The sequence below is a fragment of the Paenibacillus cineris genome (assembly GCF_018333335.1).
Lineage (GTDB): Bacteria > Bacillota > Bacilli > Paenibacillales > Paenibacillaceae > Paenibacillus_AQ > Paenibacillus_AQ favisporus.
This window is the reverse complement of record NZ_BORU01000008.1, coordinates 1-18,558: the sequence shown is the minus strand read 5'-3', so window position 1 is coordinate 18,558 and position 18,558 is coordinate 1. Positions and strand designations below refer to the sequence as shown.

Sequence of the window (18,558 nt, the reverse complement as noted above, 5' to 3'; positions counted from 1 at the left end):
CACAGAACAAGGAGGTGCAACACATGTCCCGTATTGGTCGCAAACCAATCGCAGTACCAAGCGGTGTGGATATCACACTGAACAATTCCGTTATTACGGTTAAAGGACCGAAAGGATCTTTGACTCGTGAACTTCATAAAGACATGAAGGTAACGGTAGAAAACAACGAAATCGTCGTTGAGCGCCCATCCGACAACAAAGCGCATCGTTCGCTTCACGGCACGACCCGCAGCGTTGTCAACAATATGGTGAGCGGAGTAACTGAAGGCTTTTCGAAATCTCTGGAGTTGGTTGGGGTCGGATATCGTGCAAGCAAGTCTGGAGATAAGATCGTCCTGAACGTTGGTTACTCTCATCCGGTAGAAATCACTCCAGAACCAGGTATCGAGTTCGAAGTGCCTGCAAATACGAAAATCATCGTTCGCGGTATCGATAAAGAGCGCGTAGGTGCATACGCCGCTAAAATCCGTTCCGTTCGCGAGCCTGAGCCTTACAAAGGTAAAGGGATTAAGTATGAAGGTGAGCGCATTATCCGTAAGGAAGGTAAAGCAGGTAAGAAGAAATAAGCAGTTATTTCTTAAGCCTTCTTTACCCCGTGCGTCTTAAAGTGAAGCTGTCATGGCAAAACTGAAAGGAGTGAAAGGGAAGACATGATTACAAAAGAGGATAAGAACAAAGCTCGTCTCAAACGTCATCTGCGTGTCCGCAAGAAGATCCAAGGTACTGCTGAACGCCCACGTTTGAACGTATTCCGTTCTTCTAAACATATCTACGCTCAACTGATCGACGACGTAGCTGGCGTAACCATCGTTTCTGCGTCTACAGTTGATAAAGAGCTTAGCGGTTCCGTGAAAAACGGCGGCAGCGTTGAGGCTGCTCGTCAAGTCGGCGAACTCGTTGCTAAGCGTGCAAAAGAAAAAGGTCATACTTCGATCGTATTCGACCGCGGAGGATACCTGTACCATGGACGGATTCAAGCTCTGGCTGACGCAGCTCGCGAAGCAGGCTTGGAATTCTAAGAATTTCTAAAAAGGAGGTAAACGACTTGCGTGTAGATCCTAACACTTTGGAACTGACTGAAAGAGTGGTTAATATTAACCGCGTTGCTAAAGTAGTAAAAGGCGGACGCCGTTTCAGCTTCAGCGCGCTGGTAGTTGTCGGTGACGGCAAAGGCTGGGTTGGTGCTGGTATCGGTAAAGCAGGCGAAGTTCCTGACGCCATCCGCAAAGGCATCGAAGATGCTAAGAAAAATCTGATTCACGTTCCTCTCGTTGGAACATCAATTCCTCACCTGGTCACTGGCCACTTTGGTGCTGGACGCGTTCTTTTGAAACCAGCGTCTGAAGGTACTGGAGTTATCGCCGGCGGTCCTGTGCGTGCCGTACTGGAGCTGGCAGGTGTAGGTGACATCTTGACAAAATCTTTGGGTTCTTCGAACTCCATGAACATGGTCAACGCGACTTTGGAGGGCTTGTCCCGTCTGAAGCGTGCTGAAGATGTAGCCAAATTGCGTGGCAAATCTGTCGAAGAGCTGCTCGGTTAAGGAGGGAATGTCATGGCTAAACTTCAAATTACCCTCGTCCGCAGTTTGATCGGCCGTCCTGAAACTCAGCGCACGACTGTAAAAACTCTCGGCTTGCGTAAATTAAATTCGACGGTGGTTCATAACGACAATCCTGCAATTCGCGGAATGATCAACAAAGTGAGCCACTTGGTATCTGTTACTGAAATTGAAGGTTAATCTTGCAACAAGATTAACCTAGAAATATTAAGGAGGTGCAACGAACGATGAAGTTACACGAACTTTCCTCAGCTGCTGGATCCCGCAAAGAACGCAAACGTGTTGGCCGTGGTACAAGTAGCGGTACTGGTAAAACATCTGGCCGTGGTCACAAAGGTCAAAACGCTCGTTCTGGCGGCGGTGTGCGTCCTGGCTTCGAAGGTGGGCAAAACCCATTGTATCGTCGTCTGCCGAAACGTGGATTTGTAAATCCTACGCGGAAAGAGTATGCGATCGTGAACATCGAGGAACTGAACAGCTTTGCAGAGGGTACTGAAGTAACTCCTGAGTTTTTGGTGGAAAGCGGCGTCGTGAAAAACACGAAGAGCGGCATCAAAATTCTTGGTAATGGCGAAGTAACCGTAAAATTGACTGTAAAAGCAAACAAGTTCTCTCAATCTGCGGTAGAGAAAATCGAGGCTGCCGGCGGTAAAACCGAGGTGATCTAATGTTTAAGACCCTGAAGAATATATGGCGGGTTGAGGACCTACGCAAGAGAATCTTGTTCACCTTGTTTGTACTGATCATTTACCGTATCGGTTCATTCGTTCCTGTTCCAGGCGTTGATAAAACGGTCCTGGAGCAAACGAATCAGCAGGGTAGCGAGTTGTTTGGTCTCTTAAACACGTTCTCGGGAGGAGCACTACATCAGTTCTCCATCTTTGCCCTCGGGATCGTGCCGTATATTACCTCGTCCATCATCGTGCAGTTGTTGTCGATGGATGTCGTCCCGAAACTTGCCGAATGGGCTAAACAAGGCGAGCACGGGAAGAAGAAATCGGCGCAATTGACACGCTATGGTACGATAGTATTGGGCCTGATTCAGTCGTTTGCGATGGCCATCGGTTTTAACCGGTTGTACGGTACGCAAATGATTCCTAACGCCACCTTCGTGGATTACCTGCTCGTTGCGATCGTATTGACCGCAGGTACGGCATTCCTGATGTGGCTTGGTGAACAAATTACTGAAAAAGGAATCGGAAATGGTATTTCCATTCTGATTTTTGCAGGGATTGTCGCTAACATCCCGATGTATATCCGGAGTACAGCGAGCTCCAACTTTATCCAAGATGGTCAGGTATTTATGAATACACTCAAGACGATCATCATACTTATTGTGATCGTGGCGATTATTGCGGGTGTTATCTACATCCAGCAAGCGATTCGTAAAATTCCTGTGCAGTACGCAAAACGTGTGGTAGGCAACAAAATGTACGGCGGACAGAATACACACATTCCGCTCAAGATCAATGCTGCGGGTGTTATTCCGGTCATCTTCGCTGTCTCCTTGCTGCAGTTCCCTACGATTATCGCAGGATTCTTTAACACTTATGCTTGGGCCCAATGGATCCAAACAAACTTGCGATATGATTACCCTCTTGGTATGGTGCTGTATGTTCTGATGATCATTGGTTTCACTTTCTTCTACACATTCGTGCAGATGAATCCAAACCAAATGGCTGATAACATGAAGAAAAACGGTGGCTACATTCCTGGCATTCGTCCTGGCAAAGCGACTGAGAAGTACCTGACCCGCGTAATGTCCCGGTTAACGATGACCGGCGCCATCTTCCTGGCCGTTATTTCTCTGCTTCCGATCGGTTTCGGTACGCTTGCCGGTCTGCCGAACTCGGTGAAAATCGGGGGAACTTCACTGCTCATCGTTATCGGTGTGGCATTGGATACAATGAAGACCATCGAAAGTCAATTGATTAAGCGCCATTACAAAGGCTTTATCAATAAATAGTAATAGGTCCCGGTGAAGTCCATTGAACTTCCCGGTGCTTATTGCGTTGTTTCTTGTAACGGTAGTGTTTGGAGGGAGAGAGAAACGTGAACATACTATTCATGGGCCCTCCTGGGGCAGGTAAGGGAACACAGGCGGAAGTCATTGTCAATGAATTCGGCATTCCCCATATTTCGACAGGCGATGCATTTCGTTTGGCGATTAAACAGGGAACTCCCATCGGGAAGAAAGCCAAAGAATACATGGATCAAGGACTCCTGGTACCGGATGATGTAACGATCGGCATTGTTGAAGAACGTCTGCAGCAGTCCGATTGCGAAAAAGGTTTTTTATTGGACGGCTTTCCAAGAACCCTTTCGCAAGCGGAAGCGCTGGATGAAATTCTTAGCAGACTGAACACGAAGCTTGATCATGTCATCAACCTGAAAGTAGACCGCGACAAGCTGATGGCGCGCCTTACGGGACGCCGGATCTGCAAGAACTGCGGTGCAACTTATCATGTGATTTTCAACCCGCCAAAACAGGAAGGTGTATGTGATAAATGCGGAGGCGAACTGTATCAGCGCTCGGATGATAACGAAGAGAGCGTAGGTACCCGCCTGGACGAATATATCAACAAAACAGCACCGCTCCTTACGTTTTATGAGAACAAAGGTCTTTTGCGTCAGATCGATGGGGATCAGGAAATCGGTACGGTATCCGATGAAATCGTATCGGTACTGCGAGGTTAATTGTAATGATCATTTGTAAGTCCGAAACGGAACTTGGCTTTATGAGGGAGGCCGGACGGATCGTTGCGGAAACGCATCGCCTTATGGCCAAACACATCGAACCGGGGATCACTACCGGAGAACTTGATCGGATTGCAGACCACTACATTCGCAGTCAACATGCGCTGCCGTCTTTTAAAGGCTACAATGGTTTTCCTGCCAGCATTTGCGCTTCAGTCAATGATCAATTGGTGCACGGATTTCCCGGCAAACGCAAATTAAACGAAGGCGACATTATTACGCTAGACATCGGTGCGCAGTACCGTGGTTACCATGGAGACTCCGCTTGGACCTATCCTGTAGGGAGCATTTCGGAGGAAGCCCAGCGTCTGCTGGACGTTACCGAAAGGTCTTTATATGCAGGCTTAGAGCTTGTCAAACCTGATGTGCGCCTGTTTACGATCTCGCATGCCATTCAACGCGTGATTGAAGATGCCGGCTTCTCGGTTGTCCGGGAGTATGTCGGGCACGGTGTTGGGGCAGAACTGCATGAAGAACCACAAATTCCGAACTTTGGCACGCCGGACCGAGGGCCTCGGCTTAAACCCGGCATGGTGTTGGCGATCGAACCGATGGTCAATGCCGGATCAAGGTATGTTAAGACGCTGGAAGACAACTGGACGGTCGTTACGGTTGACGGCTCCTTGTGTGCCCATTTCGAGCATACGGTGGCTGTGACACCGGACGGCATGGAGATTTTCACAAAACTGGATGTGTAGGTGATCGTTCTTGAGCAATCAAAGCAGCCCGCAAATCGGTCAAATTGTGAAGATCCTGAAAGGCAAGGATGCCGGACAGCTCGCCGTGGTCGTATCCATAGCTGACAGCAGATTTGTGTATATAGCTGACGGGGACAAACGAAAGTTTGACCAGTGCAAGAAGAAGAATCTATTGCATCTGGAACCCCAAAAGTTTATCAGCAGTGAGGTTGTTGACAGTTTAAAAGAAAGCGGTCGGGTCACAAACGGAAAGCTGCGTTATGCAGTGATGAAGTTTATGAAGTCCACCGAATCCCAAGCTGAAGAGAAAGGAGACTGACTGTGGCCAAAGAAGATGTTATTGAAGTGGAAGGCACGGTTCTTGAACCATTGCCGAATGCAACGTTCAAGGTCGAACTGGAGAACGGTCATCAGATTCTTGCCCATGTTTCCGGTAAGCTGCGGATGCACTTTATCCGTATTCTGACAGGCGACAAAGTGGTCGTTCAGTTATCGCCTTATGATCTAACCAAAGGTCGTATAACTTATCGTAAATAGCAATTCCGTTTCCTTTAGGGGAAACGTTCAGGATGTTAAACATCCCGTTTGCAGCAATTAACGTAGTGAACATTTTATCCGGACTTGGTCCGGTTGACTCCGAGTCATCCTACGAAGAGAGTTTTGCTTGGCAAAACTTTAGGGAGGTAATGAACATGAAGGTAAGACCTTCTGTAAAGCCTATGTGCGAAAAATGCAAAGTCATTCGTCGCAAAGGTACTGTAATGGTTATCTGTGAAAATCCGAAGCACAAACAAAAACAAGGTTAAAAGAAGGGGGTGTAGCGTAAAATGGCTCGTATAGCTGGTGTGGATTTGCCACGTGACAAACGCGTTGAGATCGCCTTGACTTATATTTTCGGAATCGGTAAAACGACTTCCCAGAAAATTCTGAGCGAAACAGGCATCAATCCGGACACTCGTGTTCGTGATTTGACGGAAGATGAAGTCAGCAAATTGCGTGAAACGATCGACAAAGGGGTTAAGGTTGAAGGTGACCTGCGTCGTGAAATTTCCTTAAATATTAAGCGTCTCGTTGAAATCGGATGCTATCGTGGTGTGCGTCATCGCCGCGGTCTGCCGGTTCGTGGACAACGTACTAAAACCAATGCTCGTACACGGAAAGGCCCTCGTCGTACTGTAGCGAACAAGAAGAAATAATAAGGGGGGATAAAAGACAATGGCTAAACCGAAAAAAGTCGTACGTACTAAACGTCGTGACCGTAAAAATATTGAATCTGGCGTGGCTCATATCCGTTCCACGTTCAACAATACGATCGTAACGATCACGGATCCTCACGGTAACGCAATTTCTTGGGCAAGCTCCGGCGGCCTCGGATTCAAAGGTTCCCGTAAATCCACTCCGTTTGCTGCGCAAATGGCTGCTGAAACAGCTGCCAAAGCTGCAATGGAACATGGTATGAAGGCAGTTGAGGTTATGGTTAAAGGTCCAGGTGCAGGCCGTGAAGCAGCGATTCGTTCTTTGCAAGCTGCTGGTCTGGAAGTCAACCTGATCAAAGACGTAACTCCAATTCCTCACAACGGTTGCCGCCCGCCAAAACGTCGTCGTGTCTAATTGATAGTCAACCTGGGAATGTGGTATAAAACCGGCACAATCTGCTAATAATGGTTGTTTAGGCATACTACATGGATACACTTGAACAAGGTGACAGTTTCATATAGGAGCGACGTTTGAAGGAGGGGTACTTGCGTGATTGAAATCGAAAAGCCGAAAATTGAGACCGTAGACGTCAGTGAAGACGGAGCCTATGGAAAATTTGTGGTAGAGCCGCTGGAACGAGGATATGGAACGACTCTGGGGAATTCACTTCGCCGGATTCTGCTCTCCTCGCTGCCTGGCGCGGCCGTTACATCTGTTCAGATTGACGGTGTGCTTCATGAATTCTCAACGGTTCCGGGCGTCATGGAAGACGTAACGGAAATTATTCTGAACCTGAAGGCTCTTTCCCTGAAAATTCATTCGGACGAAGAGAAAGTGTTCGAAATCGATGCTGAGGGTGAAGGGGTCGTGACGGCAGGAGACATCCGGGCGGACAGCGATGTGGAAATTCTTAATCCGGACCTGCATATTGCTACACTGGGTCCTGGATCGAGACTCCATATGCGTATTTTTGCTAACCGCGGTCGTGGCTATGTCCAAGCAGATAAGAATAAACGTGATGATCAACCCATTGGCGTCATCCCGGTCGATTCTATCTATACCCCGATTAGCCGCGTGAATTACGGCGTGGAGAATACGCGGGTTGGTCAAGTGACCAACTACGACAAATTGACGCTTGAAGTATGGACTGATGGCAGCATCAGACCAGAAGAGGCGGTTAGCCTCGGCGCCAAAATTTTGACCGAGCATTTGATGCTGTTCGTGGGTCTCACGGACGAAGCGAAAGATGCGGAAATCATGGTCGAAAAAGAAGAAGACAAAAAAGAAAAAGTGCTTGAGATGACAATCGAAGAGCTGGATCTCTCCGTACGTTCTTACAACTGTCTCAAACGTGCCGGTATTAATACGGTGCAAGAGCTGACCACGAAAACCGAAGAAGATATGATGAAAGTCCGCAACCTGGGCCGCAAATCTTTGGAGGAAGTTCAAGAGAAGCTCGAAGAGCTCGGTTTGGGACTCCGTACAGAAGAATAGCATCTTAGGATTGTTAGCGAAGGAGGGGAAAACATGGCATACCAAAAGTTGGGCCGCGATTCCAGCGCACGTAAAGCTTTGTTCCGTGACCTGGTAACCGACCTGTTCTTATACGAGCGTATCCAAACGACAGAAGCGAAAGCGAAAGAAGTTCGCACGATCGCTGAAAAGCTGATCACGAAAGCAAAGAAGGGTGACCTTCATGCCCGTCGCCAAGTGGCAGCATTCGTTCGTCGTGAAACGGTAGATGGGGAGCAAGACGCAATCCAAAAACTGTTCAGCGAGCTGGCTACACGTTACGCTGAGCGTCCAGGCGGATACACACGTATCCTGAAGCTCGGACCTCGTCGCGGTGATTCCGCGCCTATGGTTTATTTGGAACTGGTTGACCGCGCGTAAACTGATGAGGATGAGGAAAGGGTGGAAGGAATCCATGATTCTGATCAAACCCTTTTTTTCACTTCTAGGGACGTGTCTAAGGGGCTCCTGAAGGGAGCTTCTTTTTCTGAAAAGAAGCAGCCGGTTCATCCGAGCCAGAATACAGGAACGGCTCCGCCGTGATATCGCGGTGGGGCCGTTTTTGTGTAAAAACGTACGAATGGATAGGATTCCCCGTTCATCGGGAAACCATGCGGTATCGGATTCAGGAGGTTTAAGAAATGCGCAACCTATGCATGAAGGTCAGTTATGACGGTACAGATTACTGCGGCTTCCAGACCCAGCCGGACGGCAGCACGGTCCAGGATGCCCTGGAGAAGGCGATCAAGCTGCTGACAGGGGAAGAGGTCAAGATCCATGCTTCCGGGCGAACAGACGCCGGTGTGCATGCTCGCGGCCAGGTGTTTAATTTCATCACCTCTTCCGATATTCCCGTCGAGCGCTGGTGCATCGCCCTCAACTCGAGGCTGCCCCAAGACATTATCGTCTGGGAGGCGGCAGAAGTTCCGCTGGAGTTCCACTCCAGAAGGTCAGCCAAAAGGAAGACGTACCGGTATACCATCAATGCCAACCAGTTTCCGGATCTGTTCCAGAGACGAACCCAATTCCATCATCCCGTCAAGCTGGACACTGCGGCCATGGCGGAAGGATTGAAGCATCTGATCGGGACTCATGACTTTACTTCCTTTGCTTCGCGCCATTCTACGAAGCCTTCCCATATCCGGACGCTGTATGAGGCCGAGCTCGTGGTAGATGATTCCATGTGCCGTCCAGGGACTCGGGATCAGGGGCTGATCCATATCTACGTCACAGGGAGCGGCTTTCTTCAGCACATGGTCCGTATTATCGTGGGGACGCTGCTGGAGATCGGGAGAGGCCGCAAGAAGCCCGGAGATATGCCGGCGATCCTCGAAGCCAAAGACCGGTCCAAAGCGGGGCCTACAGCCGTCGCCAAGGGACTGATTTTATGGAATGTCGAGTATGAAGCGGCTGATGAAAATAATTTAAAATCAGCTTGCGATTTGCCTGGGTTTACTGTAAAATAAAAGTTGTGTTTTCTTAATGGCTTTCCCACAGCCCCAGTTAAGAGATTCACATTCCTAACATGAAAATTAACTTTTTAACAATGACAATTGAACGAAGATAAATGATTTTCGGACGAAACCAAGGAGGAACTATTCATGCGTACGACCTATATGGCCAAGCCAAATGAAGTAGAGCGCAAATGGCACATCATTGATGCCGAAGGCAAAACGCTCGGACGTCTGGCGAGCGAAGCTGCGGCCCTGATCCGCGGTAAACATAAGCCTCAATTCACCACTCATGTTGACACAGGTGACTTCGTTGTCATCATCAACGCTGAGAAGGTTCACCTGACAGGCAAGAAGCTTCAAAACAAGAAATACTACCGTCACTCCCTGCATCCAGGTGGTTTGAAAGTGACAAACGCTCAGGATCTGCTGAACAGCAAGCCAGAACGTGTATTGGAATCCGCTGTTCACGGTATGCTTCCTAAAACTCGCATGGGCGAGAAAATGAAGCTGAGACTGAAAGTATACGCAGGTACTGAACATCCGCATGCAGCACAAAACCCAGAAGTTTACGAACTTCGCGGCTAATTAAAAGGAGGACAGTTTCATGGCACAAGTACAATACTATGGGACAGGTCGTCGTAAACATTCGGTAGCTCGTGTTCGCCTTGTACCGGGTGAAGGACGCATTGTCATCAATAAACGTGATATCAACGAATACTTCGGTTTGGAAACCCTCAAACTGATCGTAAAACAACCACTGACTTTGACTGAAACGCTGGGACAATACGACGTGCTCGTTATTGCCAACGGCGGCGGCATTTCTGGCCAAGCCGGAGCCATTCGCCACGGGATCTCCCGCGCTCTGCTGAAAGCAGATCCGGAATACCGTCCAGCTCTGAAAAAAGCAGGCTTCCTGACTCGTGACCCACGGATGAAAGAACGTAAAAAATACGGTCTCAAAGCCGCTCGTCGCGCGCCACAGTTCTCGAAACGTTAATATTTACTTTTATGTACAAATCGCCCTGGCCATTACTGGTCTAGGGCGATTTTTTGTTGTCTTTAACGTAAGGAACATCCTGCTCCGCCTAAAGTACTCTCAGCCGTTTTATTGGCTCAGCACGTTAATCGCGTCGTCCAAATTATGAATATCCCCCACGGCCGACTTGTGAAGTACCTCGTTGTGACAGGTGGCGCATTCCACATGAATGCTGCAGTAGTCCAGGCCATCATCATTTTTCCCATCCGTCCACCATACATTGAACTGATCGGATAGCTGGCTGCAGGTTTCGCAAAACAGCGGTCCGCTCACATTTTTCAGTTGATGCGAAGATACGATCACCAAGAACACCCCTTCCCAATAATCTAGTGTATATAGCCCAATGTTGCTGTGGCCCGATGCCCTCTGTACACAGCGGCGTATACAGCTTGTCAGCCCCAAATCCCTTTACCGGATTAGTATGTCATCCCCAAAAGTACGTTTATGCATAGGGGAATGCGAAGAAATTACCATACGAGCCCCTTATTCAAAATCTTTATTCCAAAATGAAAAAAATACGGCGAAAAGGAATTGACAACCAGCGGTTTTACTTTATACTTGTGATTAATCATATTATTTCAGTAGGGATTATAGTGAATTACAAACGATACTTTTATTCAGAATGGAGGCATCTGGTATGAATTTGCTCGAAAAAGAACAATGGATCCAGAAACAAGCCGAAGAAATGGAACATGCTACGGCTGAAGAATTGATCCGACTTGCGGTGGAGACATTCCCGAACATTACGTTTGCCTGCAGCTTTGGTGCTGAAGACGTCGTGCTCGTTGATATTTTGCAAAAGGTAAGCCCATCGACCGACATCTTTTACCTCGATACCGATTTCCACTTTAAAGAGACGTACGAAACCCGGGACCGCCTAGCCGCCAAATATGGCATTGAGTTCGTAAGAGTATCGCCGAAGCTGACACCCGAAGAGCAGGCGGCTGCCCATGGCGAAGAGCTGTGGAAATCCGACCCTAACGCATGCTGCAACATCCGTAAGGTAGAGCCTTTGACCCGGATCTTGTCCCAGTACGACGCTTGGATTACCGGCATCCGCCGCGATCAGGCGCCTACCCGGGCTAACGCCAAGAAGGTGGAATACGACAACAAATTCGGACTTGTTAAATTCAATCCGCTGGCTGATTGGACTTCCGACGACGTATGGCACTACATTCGTGAAAACCAGGTATTCTACAACCCGCTTCACGACATGAACTTCCCGAGTATCGGATGCATGCACTGCACGCGTGCAGTTGCCCCTGGAGAGGATCCTCGTGCAGGACGCTGGGCAAACAGTGACAAAATTGAATGCGGACTTCATAAGTAATAAATAACGGACCAGAAGAAGGGGAGCGAAAAGATGACAGCGATTCAGCCTCACGGAGGTACCTTGATTAACCGTATTGCTGAAGGCCAGGCCAGAGAAGAGCTGCTGCAGGCTGCGGCTGGATTTAAACAGATTCCTGTGAATACTTGGACGATTTCGGATATCGATCTGATTGGCGTAGGCGCTTTTTCTCCGTTGACGGGTTTTATGAATGAGCAGGATTACCAGTCGGTCGTCGACCGCATGAGGCTGGCGGACGGCACGGTATGGAGCATTCCGATTACGCTGGCTGTGGACGATGAAAAGGCTGCGGAACTCGCTGTAGGCGACAAGGCAGCCCTCGTAGGAGCCGAAGACGGGGTGGTGTATGCCGTCCTTGATATCGAGAGCATTTACAGCGTCGATCAGACCGCTGAAGCGACCAAGGTATTCAAGGCAAGCGATTCCGAGCATCCTGGCGTCAAGAAGCTGTTTGAGCGCCCGTCAAACTATGTGGGCGGAAGCATTCAGGTGCTGAACCGTCCGAAACCGGCTAAGTTTGGCGAGTTTTATTTTGATCCGGCGGAGACGCGCCGTATTTTTGCAGAGAAGGGATGGAAGAAGGTTGTTGGCTTCCAAACCCGCAACCCGGTTCATCGGGCACACGAGTATATCCAGAAGAGTGCGCTTGAGATCGTCGACGCGCTGTTCCTGAACCCGCTCGTTGGTGAAACCAAGTCGGATGACGTTCCGGCCAACGTCCGGATGAAGAGTTATCTGGTCCTGCTCGAAAACTACTACCCGGCCGATCGTACGTTCCTTGGCGTGTTCCCGGCCGCTATGCGTTATGCCGGCCCGAGAGAAGCCATTTTCCATGCGATGGTCCGCAAAAATTACGGCTGCACCCATTTTATCGTCGGCCGCGACCATGCCGGCGTAGGCGACTACTACGGCACCTATGAAGCCCAGGAAATTTTCTCGAATTTCACGGCGGAAGAACTCGGCATTACCCCGCTGTTTTTCGAACACAGCTTCTTCTGCAAAAAGTGCGGCAATATGGCATCCAGCAAAACCTGCCCGCATCCGAAGGAAGATCATTTGACCTTGTCCGGTACGAAGGTACGCGGTCTTCTGCGGGACGGCGTCTGCCCGCCACCGGAATTTACCCGTCCTGAGGTCGCTAAGATTTTGATCGAAGGGATGTCCGCACAAGTATCTTCATAAAGTACTATTTGTCCACCTCGCCCCATATAGATGTGTAGAGTCGATATGGGGAACGGAGGTGGATTTTTTATGTCCAAGCAGGGACGAAAGAAACAGGTGCTGTGGATCCGGGTAAGCACGGTCAAAAAAGCGCTGATCGGCCTCTGCCTGCTGATTGTTTTTATTGCGGTGGCTACATACCAAATACCCGCGGCAAAGACGACGGGTTCCTTGGGTCTGCCCCTGTCGGGGAAAGTAATCGCATTGGATGCCGGTCACGGCGGGCCGGACGGAGGTGCCGTCAGCAAGCAGGGCGTGATCGAAAAAGATATTAACCTGGCGATCGCCTTATATCTGCGCGACTATTTGCAGCAGGCGGGTGCGATCGTCGTGATGACGCGAGAAGGCGACTACGACCTGGCCGGTGATACGAGAGGGTACTCCAAGCGGAAGACAGAGGATTTGAAGCAGCGGGCCAAGTTCATTGAGGACAAGCATGCGGATCTGTTTTTGAGCATTCACATGAACAGCTTTCCGTCGAACCGATACCGTGGCGCCCAGACGTTTTATTATCCGAATCATCCGGACAACGCAGGACTGGCTGCATTAATTCAGGATGAGATTAAGCGGAACCTCGAAAATACGGACAGGGTGGCCAAAACGGTGAATACGGTATATCTGCTTCAAGCGCTGAAGATGCCTTCTGCTCTGGTGGAGGTCGGCTTCCTGTCACATCCGCAGGAGTCGGAGCTGCTCAGGGATGAGAGCTACCAGCGCAAGGTCGCCGCATCGGTCTACAAGGGGGTTCTCCGGTATTTGTCCGGCGAGAAGGCGAAAGTGTCGTCAGAAAATCCTTGAGAATGGTATAATAGCACCTGAGGCTTTAGATGGAACTTAAGATGAATACTATAAAGCAGAGGTGCTGCCAGCATGTTATCACGTGAGCAAGTGCAACAGCTATTACAGCCAATCGTCGAGCCTGTCACAGGGAAGAGCCTGATTGAGCTGCAAATGATAAGAGATATCGTTGTGAAGGAAAGCCGGATTTCACTGTCGGTCATCACCTTAGACAAGCGTGAGGATTACGCCAAGGCGCTTGAGAGTGACATCCGGGAACGGCTTGGGGACGCAGAGGGTGCGGAGATTCACATCCGGATGCGGGAAGCTAACGAGCTGGAACGCGAGAAAATTTTAGGCGAGTCGGCGCGCATGCGCCAGGAGGACGAGGATAAGCTCGTCAAGGGACATGCCGCCGGGCTGGAGCACAACCAGCTGCTGCAGGATCCGAACGTCCATTTTATCGCGGTAGCAAGCGGTAAGGGCGGCGTCGGCAAATCGACGGTGACCGTCAACCTGGCTGCAGCTTTGGCACGTATGGGCAAGCGCGTAGGGCTTATTGACGCTGACATTTACGGCTTCAGCGTGCCGGATATGATGGGGATTGAAGAGGGGCCGGTGGTAGAGGACAACACCATTATCCCTGTGGAGCGCTTTGGCGTGAAGGTGATGTCGATGGGCTTTTTTATCCGTGAGAACAACCCGGTCATTTGGCGCGGTCCGATGCTCGGCAAAATGCTGCACCAGTTTTTCAGCGACGTCGGTTGGGGACAGCTCGATTATATGCTGCTTGACTTGCCGCCGGGAACGGGCGATGTGGCCCTTGACGTTCATCAGATGCTGCCGCAGAGCAAGGAGATCATCGTCACGACACCGCACGCCACTGCTGCTTTCGTAGCCGCTCGTGCCGGAGCGATGGCGCTTCAGACCAATCATGACATTTTGGGCGTCGTCGAAAATATGGCTTATTACGAGTGCTCAGACTGCGGCAAGCGGGATTACGTATTCGGACGGGGCGGTGGCGGACAATTGGCGGAAACGCTTCATACGGAATTGCTGGCGCAGCTGCCGCTTGGAGCGCCGGACAACCATGTCTCCGAACCTGACTTCTCGCCGTCTGTATATAAGGCAGACACGCCGACGGGTCAGATCTACAGTCAATTGGCCGCATCGATTGTTGCCAAGTGCGAGCAATAAACTACACATTTGCTTCATCACACCAAAAAAGCCCCGATCGGGGCTTTTTTAATGCCGTTAACTTCCTCCACCGCCGCCCTCGCCGTTTTCCTTGCTGCCGCCTTCACTGCTGCCTTGGTCCCCGCCTTCTTGACCTTTACTCCCGCCTTTCTTTTGCGATTTCTCGACTTTAGGCTGGAGTTCTTGAGTCACGACATCCTTCAGCATGTTCATGACTTCTATTCTGAACAACGGGTTCTGCATGGCTTCCTGCATGACGGTCATTGACTGCTTGCGATATTCAGGGGACTTGGTAATATCCAGGAACATTTTCATGACTTCGGGTGACTTCATAATATCGGCGACGGCTTGCTGATAAGTAGGATCTTTGATCAACTGCATATGCAGCTGCTTGTTCTGCGAGCTGATGGCTTTGGCGAAGTCCCCGGCAAACTGGGGATCCGTCATGATTTTTTCGAACTCTTTCTTGTACTCCGGAGCGGTAATGGTGTCTTTGACGGCCGTCCGGATTTGCTCTCCGGCTTGAAGGGACATCATCTGCATACCGAGCCCCGAACCAGAACCGGAGCCGCTGGTGCCCGAACCGCTGCCGCCGCCCTTCAGGGCATCCTCAACGGCTTTCTTGCCTTCATCGCTCTTCAGGATATCGACAACCATCGTTTTCATCTCTTTATAATCGCTCTGGGGCGGGGCATAGCTCTGTTCCGATCCACAGCCTGTCAGAGCCGCGGAAATACCGAAAAAAAGCGCACATAAACCGATAACCGGCCACTTCATCTGTGTTGTCCTCCTTTGCTTCAGATCCTGTTTGTAGTATGGCATCCGAAAATTCGAAATATGTCGAGGCATGGATGGTTTTTTATTGTGAACGTTGGTAAAATAAAGTCTTGGGGGTGCAGAATATTTGAACTTAAAAAGATGGATGACATTATTTTGGAAAACGCTGCTTGCCGGCTCCATAGCGGCGATTGTGGCCGGGGTGCTGCTGCAGTTTGGAAGCGGTATAATTAAATTTAAGGGGCCAGCGGATTACTTGTTTTATCTGGTCATTTTATTCGGGTACGGCCTGATGGTCAGCGTCTATTCCCAGCTTGGCTTCTTCGCTTATATGATTTTGAATTACACAGCCATCGGGGTGTTCCCCAAAAAAGTATGGCAGTACATACAGCTTGTCCTCGCGGTTCTGGCACTGCTTGAAGTCATGTTTTTCCGCTCATTTGTCGGGAAGGAGAACAGCCAGATATCCGACTTGGTTGTCGGCATATCGATCCTGGTCGTAGCCATTGTTGTAGCTTATTTTAAGGCGAAAGCGACCAATCCGACGGCTTGGATACCGACAATCTTCTTCATGACCGCGATCACGATCGTGGAGCTGGTGGGAGGACTCAAGATTGGCGTAAACAACGCTACCGTCTTTATTCTGGTTCCGCTGATCGTCTGCAATGCTTACCAAATTTTAATCCTTCATAAAGTGTTGAACGCAAAAAAGAGCTAAGATCCTTAGCTCTTTTTTCTCTGCTTATCATTACATGCCGGCTGCGTCATCAATGGCTTGCTGCATCGCCGCCTGGTCGTGAATCTCTTTTCCCTTGGTATCCGCTTGGCTGAGCAGATCGGACACGGTTACGAATTCGTATCCCTGCTTGCGGAGCTCATCAATGATGACCGGGAGCGCTTCATGGGTCTGCTTGACCGAGTCGCTCGCATGGAGAAGCACGATGTCCCCGGGGTGTGCCTTCGACACAACGCGGTTAACGATATTTTGCGCACCGATGTTTTTCCAGTCCTGGGAATCGGTATCCCATTGGATGACCTTGTAATTAAGGCTGTCTGCGATCTTCAATACCCGCTTGTCAAAATCGCCGTTGGGGAGGCGGAGGAGATTGGGTTCCTTGCCGGTCAAATCGGTTAATATAGAATTGGCGGTGATCAGCTGCTTGCGAATTTCTTCGTCGCTCAGCGTGCTGTAATTCACGTGCTTGTGGCCGTGGCTTCCGATTTCAAACCCGCTGTTTTTGATGTCATTTACGATATCCGGATGGCTTTTTCCCCAAGGGGAGGATAAAAAGAAAGTAGCCTTCTGCACATTCTTGTCCTTCAGAACCTTCAGAATGGGCTCTGCCCGCTTTTCCCCCCAGCTGATATCAAACGTCAGGGCGATCACTTTCTTCTCGGTAGGGACGCTGTAAATGGCTGCTGGAGCCCCTTCAGAGAATACCGTGATGTTGTCGCTCTCGACATAGATGATACCGATGGCAAATACCGCTGCGGCCAGCACGAGAAACGTGCGTTTTATTTTCCTGCCATTCAGCACATAGAAAAATGAATTCATATGCTCGTAAGCTCCCCTTTCCGTACATCAGCATTTTGCGCTGTCGTCCGTTATAGCAGAGGTTTTTTATAAATAGGCTGTAATGATCCCCCGATAACGAATTTTAGGAAAAATGCTCATGTAAAGCTTGTTTACTTCAATGTATGCTCGTACTTGGGACTTATTACTATGAGGAGGTAATCGTTTGCTTCGTTTGAGTACATTTATAAGAGACTTGATGTCGATCAAAAAAACCTTGTTGTTTGCGGTATTGCTTTTTGCTGCCGGAGTGGCGGCCGGGTGGATCAGTACAGGGGCTTTGGCCGAACTGGTGAACCAGCAGCTAAGCGGGTTGAGGGAGGTCAGCGGTAATCTGCAGAACTCAGAGCATCCGCAGTGGAGCTTCTTCGGGTTTATTTTCCTCAATAACAGTATTAAAGGCGTACTGATCATTTACCTGGGTCTTCTGGCGGGAATACTGCCCGTGATGTTTCTGCTGGTTAACGGAATGGTTATAGGTTATTTGGTACATAGTTTAAGCGCCCAAGGAGAGAGTCTAGCCGATCTAGTTATCAGGGGGCTCCTGCCGCATGGAATTATTGAAATACCGGCGATTATCATCGCGTGTGCCTACGGCATCAGAATGGGAAGCTGGGTCATCCGCGGAATCAATCCGAGAAGGAGAGCGTGGGGCAGGGAAGGTGAGGGAGTGCTGCGCAAATCGGTTACAGCAGCCTTTTGGGTCGTCATTCTGCTGTTTGCTGCCGCAATTATTGAAAGCACCGTTACCTATGCCTTGATGCAGAATTAGTATTTTGTAAATTGCGATTCATAAATTTCCCAAAAGTTGTGCATAACAGTAAGACGATAAAACCATTTCCGTTCCGATTATGGACGTTCAGGTATAAATCTACAGGGGGGCCAGTTCTAATATGTTGGGTATGCTATTTAACGAGAAGGAATGTAAGGAATTAGATTATGTGCTGCGGAAGGAGCTGGACGAGATGCTGTTCGACTTAAGCGATCAGCGATTGGATCAGGATATCCGTAATGCCATTGCGAACCGCTACAAGACTGTTTTTCGGATGTATGCCCGATTCGCTCCGCAAAAGGAGCTTTCAAAGTATGCGCGTAACAGCAAGCTATCACAATTTAAACAATAATGCTTGACGGCATTGCCTATCTTATGATAAATTAATTTTCGCTTCAGTTTTGAGTTTTGAAACGAAGCACAGTGCTTTTGCAAGGTTGATAGAAAGTGGTAAAAAACTTTTTAAAAAAACTCTTGCAAAACACCGAGTGAGTATGATATATTATAAAAGTCGCCGCTGAGATGCGGTGATGAGAAATGAAAGAGATTTTGATCTTTGAAAACTGAACAACGAGTGAGTATAAACGCGATGGTCTTATGACCGGAGCGATTGAGATTAAATCAATCTCGTCAGATTCAAAATGAGCTACAAACTTTCTTGGAGAGTTTGATCCT

Annotated in this window: 28 protein-coding genes; 25 read left to right on the top strand and 3 right to left on the bottom strand. The window is 49.3% G+C overall.

Features of this window, described 5'->3' with window-relative positions:
* The first annotated feature begins 23 nt into the window (after nucleotides 1–23).
* The 18 genes from rplF to rpsI all read left to right on the top strand — a co-directional run bounded on the left by rplF (nucleotide 24) and on the right by rpsI (nucleotide 10,176).
* Entirely contained in the window at nucleotides 24–566 is a 543-nt protein-coding gene (rplF, locus tag KI379_RS33065) for a 50S ribosomal protein L6 (RefSeq protein WP_076176748.1), read from the top strand.
* Nucleotides 567–650: 84 nt separating this feature from the next.
* Complete coding sequence (gene rplR, locus KI379_RS33060) at nucleotides 651–1,019, top strand: 50S ribosomal protein L18 (protein ID WP_076176749.1); 369 nt, start codon at nucleotides 651–653, stop codon at nucleotides 1,017–1,019.
* Between the two features lie 26 nt (nucleotides 1,020–1,045).
* Complete coding sequence (gene rpsE / locus KI379_RS33055) at nucleotides 1,046–1,543, top strand: 30S ribosomal protein S5 (protein ID WP_076176750.1); 498 nt, start codon at nucleotides 1,046–1,048, stop codon at nucleotides 1,541–1,543.
* A 12-nt stretch (nucleotides 1,544–1,555) separates the two neighbouring features.
* Nucleotides 1,556–1,741, top strand: a complete 186-nt coding sequence (gene rpmD, locus KI379_RS33050; protein ID WP_076176751.1) for a 50S ribosomal protein L30 — start codon at nucleotides 1,556–1,558, stop codon at nucleotides 1,739–1,741.
* A 47-nt stretch (nucleotides 1,742–1,788) separates the two neighbouring features.
* Nucleotides 1,789–2,229, top strand: coding sequence for a 50S ribosomal protein L15 (gene rplO / locus KI379_RS33045; protein ID WP_076176752.1), 441 nt, complete (start codon nucleotides 1,789–1,791; stop codon nucleotides 2,227–2,229).
* Nucleotides 2,229–3,527, top strand: a complete 1,299-nt coding sequence (gene secY / locus KI379_RS33040) for a preprotein translocase subunit SecY (protein ID WP_089549796.1) — start codon at nucleotides 2,229–2,231, stop codon at nucleotides 3,525–3,527. The genes rplO and secY overlap by 1 nt, the downstream gene beginning before the upstream one ends.
* Nucleotides 3,528–3,613: 86 nt before the next feature.
* Nucleotides 3,614–4,258: an adenylate kinase gene (locus KI379_RS33035; protein ID WP_076176754.1), complete on the top strand. Its 645-nt coding sequence runs from the start codon at nucleotides 3,614–3,616 to the stop codon at nucleotides 4,256–4,258.
* 5 nt (nucleotides 4,259–4,263) lie between these two features.
* Nucleotides 4,264–5,016 carry a type I methionyl aminopeptidase gene (gene map, locus KI379_RS33030; RefSeq protein WP_094600163.1) on the top strand — a complete coding sequence of 251 codons (753 nt, stop codon included), beginning with the start codon at nucleotides 4,264–4,266 and terminating at the stop codon, nucleotides 5,014–5,016.
* A gap of 10 nt (nucleotides 5,017–5,026) precedes the next feature.
* Nucleotides 5,027–5,335 carry a KOW domain-containing RNA-binding protein gene (locus KI379_RS33025; protein WP_076176756.1) on the top strand — a complete coding sequence of 103 codons (309 nt, stop codon included), beginning with the start codon at nucleotides 5,027–5,029 and terminating at the stop codon, nucleotides 5,333–5,335.
* A 2-nt stretch (nucleotides 5,336–5,337) separates the two neighbouring features.
* Entirely contained in the window at nucleotides 5,338–5,553 is a 216-nt protein-coding gene (gene infA / locus KI379_RS33020; protein WP_017692098.1) for a translation initiation factor IF-1, read from the top strand.
* Between the two features lie 155 nt (nucleotides 5,554–5,708).
* Entirely contained in the window at nucleotides 5,709–5,822 is a 114-nt protein-coding gene (gene rpmJ, locus KI379_RS33015) for a 50S ribosomal protein L36 (protein ID WP_026688601.1), read from the top strand.
* A gap of 21 nt (nucleotides 5,823–5,843) precedes the next feature.
* On the top strand, nucleotides 5,844–6,212 hold the full coding sequence (gene rpsM / locus KI379_RS33010; RefSeq protein ID WP_076176757.1) for a 30S ribosomal protein S13: 369 nt from the start codon (nucleotides 5,844–5,846) through the stop codon (nucleotides 6,210–6,212).
* Nucleotides 6,213–6,231: 19 nt separating this feature from the next.
* Nucleotides 6,232–6,627, top strand: coding sequence for a 30S ribosomal protein S11 (gene rpsK / locus KI379_RS33005; RefSeq protein WP_009589209.1), 396 nt, complete (start codon nucleotides 6,232–6,234; stop codon nucleotides 6,625–6,627).
* 135 nt (nucleotides 6,628–6,762) lie between these two features.
* Nucleotides 6,763–7,707: a DNA-directed RNA polymerase subunit alpha gene (locus KI379_RS33000; protein ID WP_076176758.1), complete on the top strand. Its 945-nt coding sequence runs from the start codon at nucleotides 6,763–6,765 to the stop codon at nucleotides 7,705–7,707.
* A 33-nt stretch (nucleotides 7,708–7,740) separates the two neighbouring features.
* Nucleotides 7,741–8,106 (top strand): 50S ribosomal protein L17, encoded by a 366-nt coding sequence (gene rplQ / locus KI379_RS32995; protein WP_076176759.1) that lies wholly within the window; start codon nucleotides 7,741–7,743, stop codon nucleotides 8,104–8,106.
* A 260-nt stretch (nucleotides 8,107–8,366) separates the two neighbouring features.
* Nucleotides 8,367–9,191, top strand: a complete 825-nt coding sequence (gene truA, locus KI379_RS32990) for a tRNA pseudouridine(38-40) synthase TruA (RefSeq protein WP_089549797.1) — start codon at nucleotides 8,367–8,369, stop codon at nucleotides 9,189–9,191.
* A 135-nt stretch (nucleotides 9,192–9,326) separates the two neighbouring features.
* Entirely contained in the window at nucleotides 9,327–9,764 is a 438-nt protein-coding gene (gene rplM, locus KI379_RS32985; RefSeq protein WP_076176761.1) for a 50S ribosomal protein L13, read from the top strand.
* A 19-nt stretch (nucleotides 9,765–9,783) separates the two neighbouring features.
* Nucleotides 9,784–10,176, top strand: coding sequence for a 30S ribosomal protein S9 (rpsI, locus tag KI379_RS32980; protein WP_076176762.1), 393 nt, complete (start codon nucleotides 9,784–9,786; stop codon nucleotides 10,174–10,176).
* A 108-nt stretch (nucleotides 10,177–10,284) separates the two neighbouring features.
* On the opposite strand, the gene KI379_RS32975 is transcribed toward rpsI, so the two are convergent.
* The gene (locus tag KI379_RS32975) at nucleotides 10,285–10,518 is read right to left on the bottom strand and encodes a hypothetical protein (protein WP_144025546.1); all 234 of its coding nucleotides are present in this window, start codon (nucleotides 10,516–10,518) and stop codon (nucleotides 10,285–10,287) included.
* A gap of 334 nt (nucleotides 10,519–10,852) precedes the next feature.
* Between KI379_RS32975 and KI379_RS32970 the strand changes: the two genes are divergently transcribed.
* From KI379_RS32970 to KI379_RS32955, 4 genes are all read left to right on the top strand, one after another.
* Nucleotides 10,853–11,545, top strand: coding sequence for a phosphoadenylyl-sulfate reductase (locus KI379_RS32970; RefSeq protein WP_076176764.1), 693 nt, complete (start codon nucleotides 10,853–10,855; stop codon nucleotides 11,543–11,545).
* 33 nt (nucleotides 11,546–11,578) lie between these two features.
* On the top strand, nucleotides 11,579–12,748 hold the full coding sequence (gene sat / locus KI379_RS32965; protein WP_076176765.1) for a sulfate adenylyltransferase: 1,170 nt from the start codon (nucleotides 11,579–11,581) through the stop codon (nucleotides 12,746–12,748).
* Nucleotides 12,749–12,817: 69 nt separating this feature from the next.
* On the top strand, nucleotides 12,818–13,585 hold the full coding sequence (gene cwlD / locus KI379_RS32960) for an N-acetylmuramoyl-L-alanine amidase CwlD (RefSeq protein WP_076176766.1): 768 nt from the start codon (nucleotides 12,818–12,820) through the stop codon (nucleotides 13,583–13,585).
* A 72-nt stretch (nucleotides 13,586–13,657) separates the two neighbouring features.
* Entirely contained in the window at nucleotides 13,658–14,761 is a 1,104-nt protein-coding gene (locus tag KI379_RS32955) for an Mrp/NBP35 family ATP-binding protein (RefSeq protein WP_076176767.1), read from the top strand.
* A 57-nt stretch (nucleotides 14,762–14,818) separates the two neighbouring features.
* Here KI379_RS32955 and gerD read toward each other — a convergent pair whose 3' ends face one another.
* Nucleotides 14,819–15,538 carry a spore germination lipoprotein GerD gene (gene gerD, locus KI379_RS32950; RefSeq protein ID WP_076176768.1) on the bottom strand — a complete coding sequence of 240 codons (720 nt, stop codon included), beginning with the start codon at nucleotides 15,536–15,538 and terminating at the stop codon, nucleotides 14,819–14,821.
* Nucleotides 15,539–15,665: 127 nt separating this feature from the next.
* On the opposite strand from gerD, the gene KI379_RS32945 reads away from it, so the two are divergent.
* A complete protein-coding gene (locus KI379_RS32945; protein WP_076176769.1) occupies nucleotides 15,666–16,256 on the top strand; it encodes a KinB-signaling pathway activation protein in 591 nt (196 codons plus the stop codon).
* Between the two features lie 30 nt (nucleotides 16,257–16,286).
* On the opposite strand, the gene pdaB is transcribed toward KI379_RS32945, so the two are convergent.
* Complete coding sequence (pdaB, locus tag KI379_RS32940) at nucleotides 16,287–17,093, bottom strand: polysaccharide deacetylase family sporulation protein PdaB (RefSeq protein WP_076176770.1); 807 nt, start codon at nucleotides 17,091–17,093, stop codon at nucleotides 16,287–16,289.
* Between the two features lie 217 nt (nucleotides 17,094–17,310).
* Between pdaB and KI379_RS32935 the strand changes: the two genes are divergently transcribed.
* Nucleotides 17,311–17,883, top strand: a complete 573-nt coding sequence (locus KI379_RS32935; protein ID WP_244879531.1) for a stage II sporulation protein M — start codon at nucleotides 17,311–17,313, stop codon at nucleotides 17,881–17,883.
* A 121-nt stretch (nucleotides 17,884–18,004) separates the two neighbouring features.
* Nucleotides 18,005–18,235 (top strand): hypothetical protein, encoded by a 231-nt coding sequence (locus tag KI379_RS32930; protein ID WP_076176772.1) that lies wholly within the window; start codon nucleotides 18,005–18,007, stop codon nucleotides 18,233–18,235.
* Nucleotides 18,236–18,558: the final 323 nt, after the last annotated feature.

What these genes read in the sequence shown, in the direction of transcription:
- rplF (WP_076176748.1), top strand. Translation starts at nt 24, where the DNA reads ATGTCCCGTATTGGTCGCAAACCAATCGCAGTACCAAGCGGTGTGGAT.
- rplR (WP_076176749.1), top strand. Translation starts at nt 651, where the DNA reads ATGATTACAAAAGAGGATAAGAACAAAGCTCGTCTCAAACGTCATCTG.
- rpmD (WP_076176751.1), top strand. Translation starts at nt 1,556, where the DNA reads ATGGCTAAACTTCAAATTACCCTCGTCCGCAGTTTGATCGGCCGTCCT.
- rplO (WP_076176752.1), top strand. Translation starts at nt 1,789, where the DNA reads ATGAAGTTACACGAACTTTCCTCAGCTGCTGGATCCCGCAAAGAACGC.
- secY (WP_089549796.1), top strand. Translation starts at nt 2,229, where the DNA reads ATGTTTAAGACCCTGAAGAATATATGGCGGGTTGAGGACCTACGCAAG.
- map (WP_094600163.1), top strand. Translation starts at nt 4,264, where the DNA reads ATGATCATTTGTAAGTCCGAAACGGAACTTGGCTTTATGAGGGAGGCC.
- rpmJ (WP_026688601.1), top strand. Translation starts at nt 5,709, where the DNA reads ATGAAGGTAAGACCTTCTGTAAAGCCTATGTGCGAAAAATGCAAAGTC.
- rpsM (WP_076176757.1), top strand. Translation starts at nt 5,844, where the DNA reads ATGGCTCGTATAGCTGGTGTGGATTTGCCACGTGACAAACGCGTTGAG.
- rpsK (WP_009589209.1), top strand. Translation starts at nt 6,232, where the DNA reads ATGGCTAAACCGAAAAAAGTCGTACGTACTAAACGTCGTGACCGTAAA.
- rplQ (WP_076176759.1), top strand. Translation starts at nt 7,741, where the DNA reads ATGGCATACCAAAAGTTGGGCCGCGATTCCAGCGCACGTAAAGCTTTG.
- truA (WP_089549797.1), top strand. Translation starts at nt 8,367, where the DNA reads ATGCGCAACCTATGCATGAAGGTCAGTTATGACGGTACAGATTACTGC.
- rplM (WP_076176761.1), top strand. Translation starts at nt 9,327, where the DNA reads ATGCGTACGACCTATATGGCCAAGCCAAATGAAGTAGAGCGCAAATGG.
- rpsI (WP_076176762.1), top strand. Translation starts at nt 9,784, where the DNA reads ATGGCACAAGTACAATACTATGGGACAGGTCGTCGTAAACATTCGGTA.
- KI379_RS32970 (WP_076176764.1), top strand. Translation starts at nt 10,853, where the DNA reads ATGAATTTGCTCGAAAAAGAACAATGGATCCAGAAACAAGCCGAAGAA.
- sat (WP_076176765.1), top strand. Translation starts at nt 11,579, where the DNA reads ATGACAGCGATTCAGCCTCACGGAGGTACCTTGATTAACCGTATTGCT.
- cwlD (WP_076176766.1), top strand. Translation starts at nt 12,818, where the DNA reads ATGTCCAAGCAGGGACGAAAGAAACAGGTGCTGTGGATCCGGGTAAGC.
- KI379_RS32955 (WP_076176767.1), top strand. Translation starts at nt 13,658, where the DNA reads ATGTTATCACGTGAGCAAGTGCAACAGCTATTACAGCCAATCGTCGAG.
- gerD (WP_076176768.1), bottom strand. Translation starts at nt 15,538, where the DNA reads ATGAAGTGGCCGGTTATCGGTTTATGTGCGCTTTTTTTCGGTATTTCC.
- pdaB (WP_076176770.1), bottom strand. Translation starts at nt 17,093, where the DNA reads ATGAATTCATTTTTCTATGTGCTGAATGGCAGGAAAATAAAACGCACG.
- KI379_RS32935 (WP_244879531.1), top strand. Translation starts at nt 17,311, where the DNA reads ATGTCGATCAAAAAAACCTTGTTGTTTGCGGTATTGCTTTTTGCTGCC.
- KI379_RS32930 (WP_076176772.1), top strand. Translation starts at nt 18,005, where the DNA reads ATGTTGGGTATGCTATTTAACGAGAAGGAATGTAAGGAATTAGATTAT.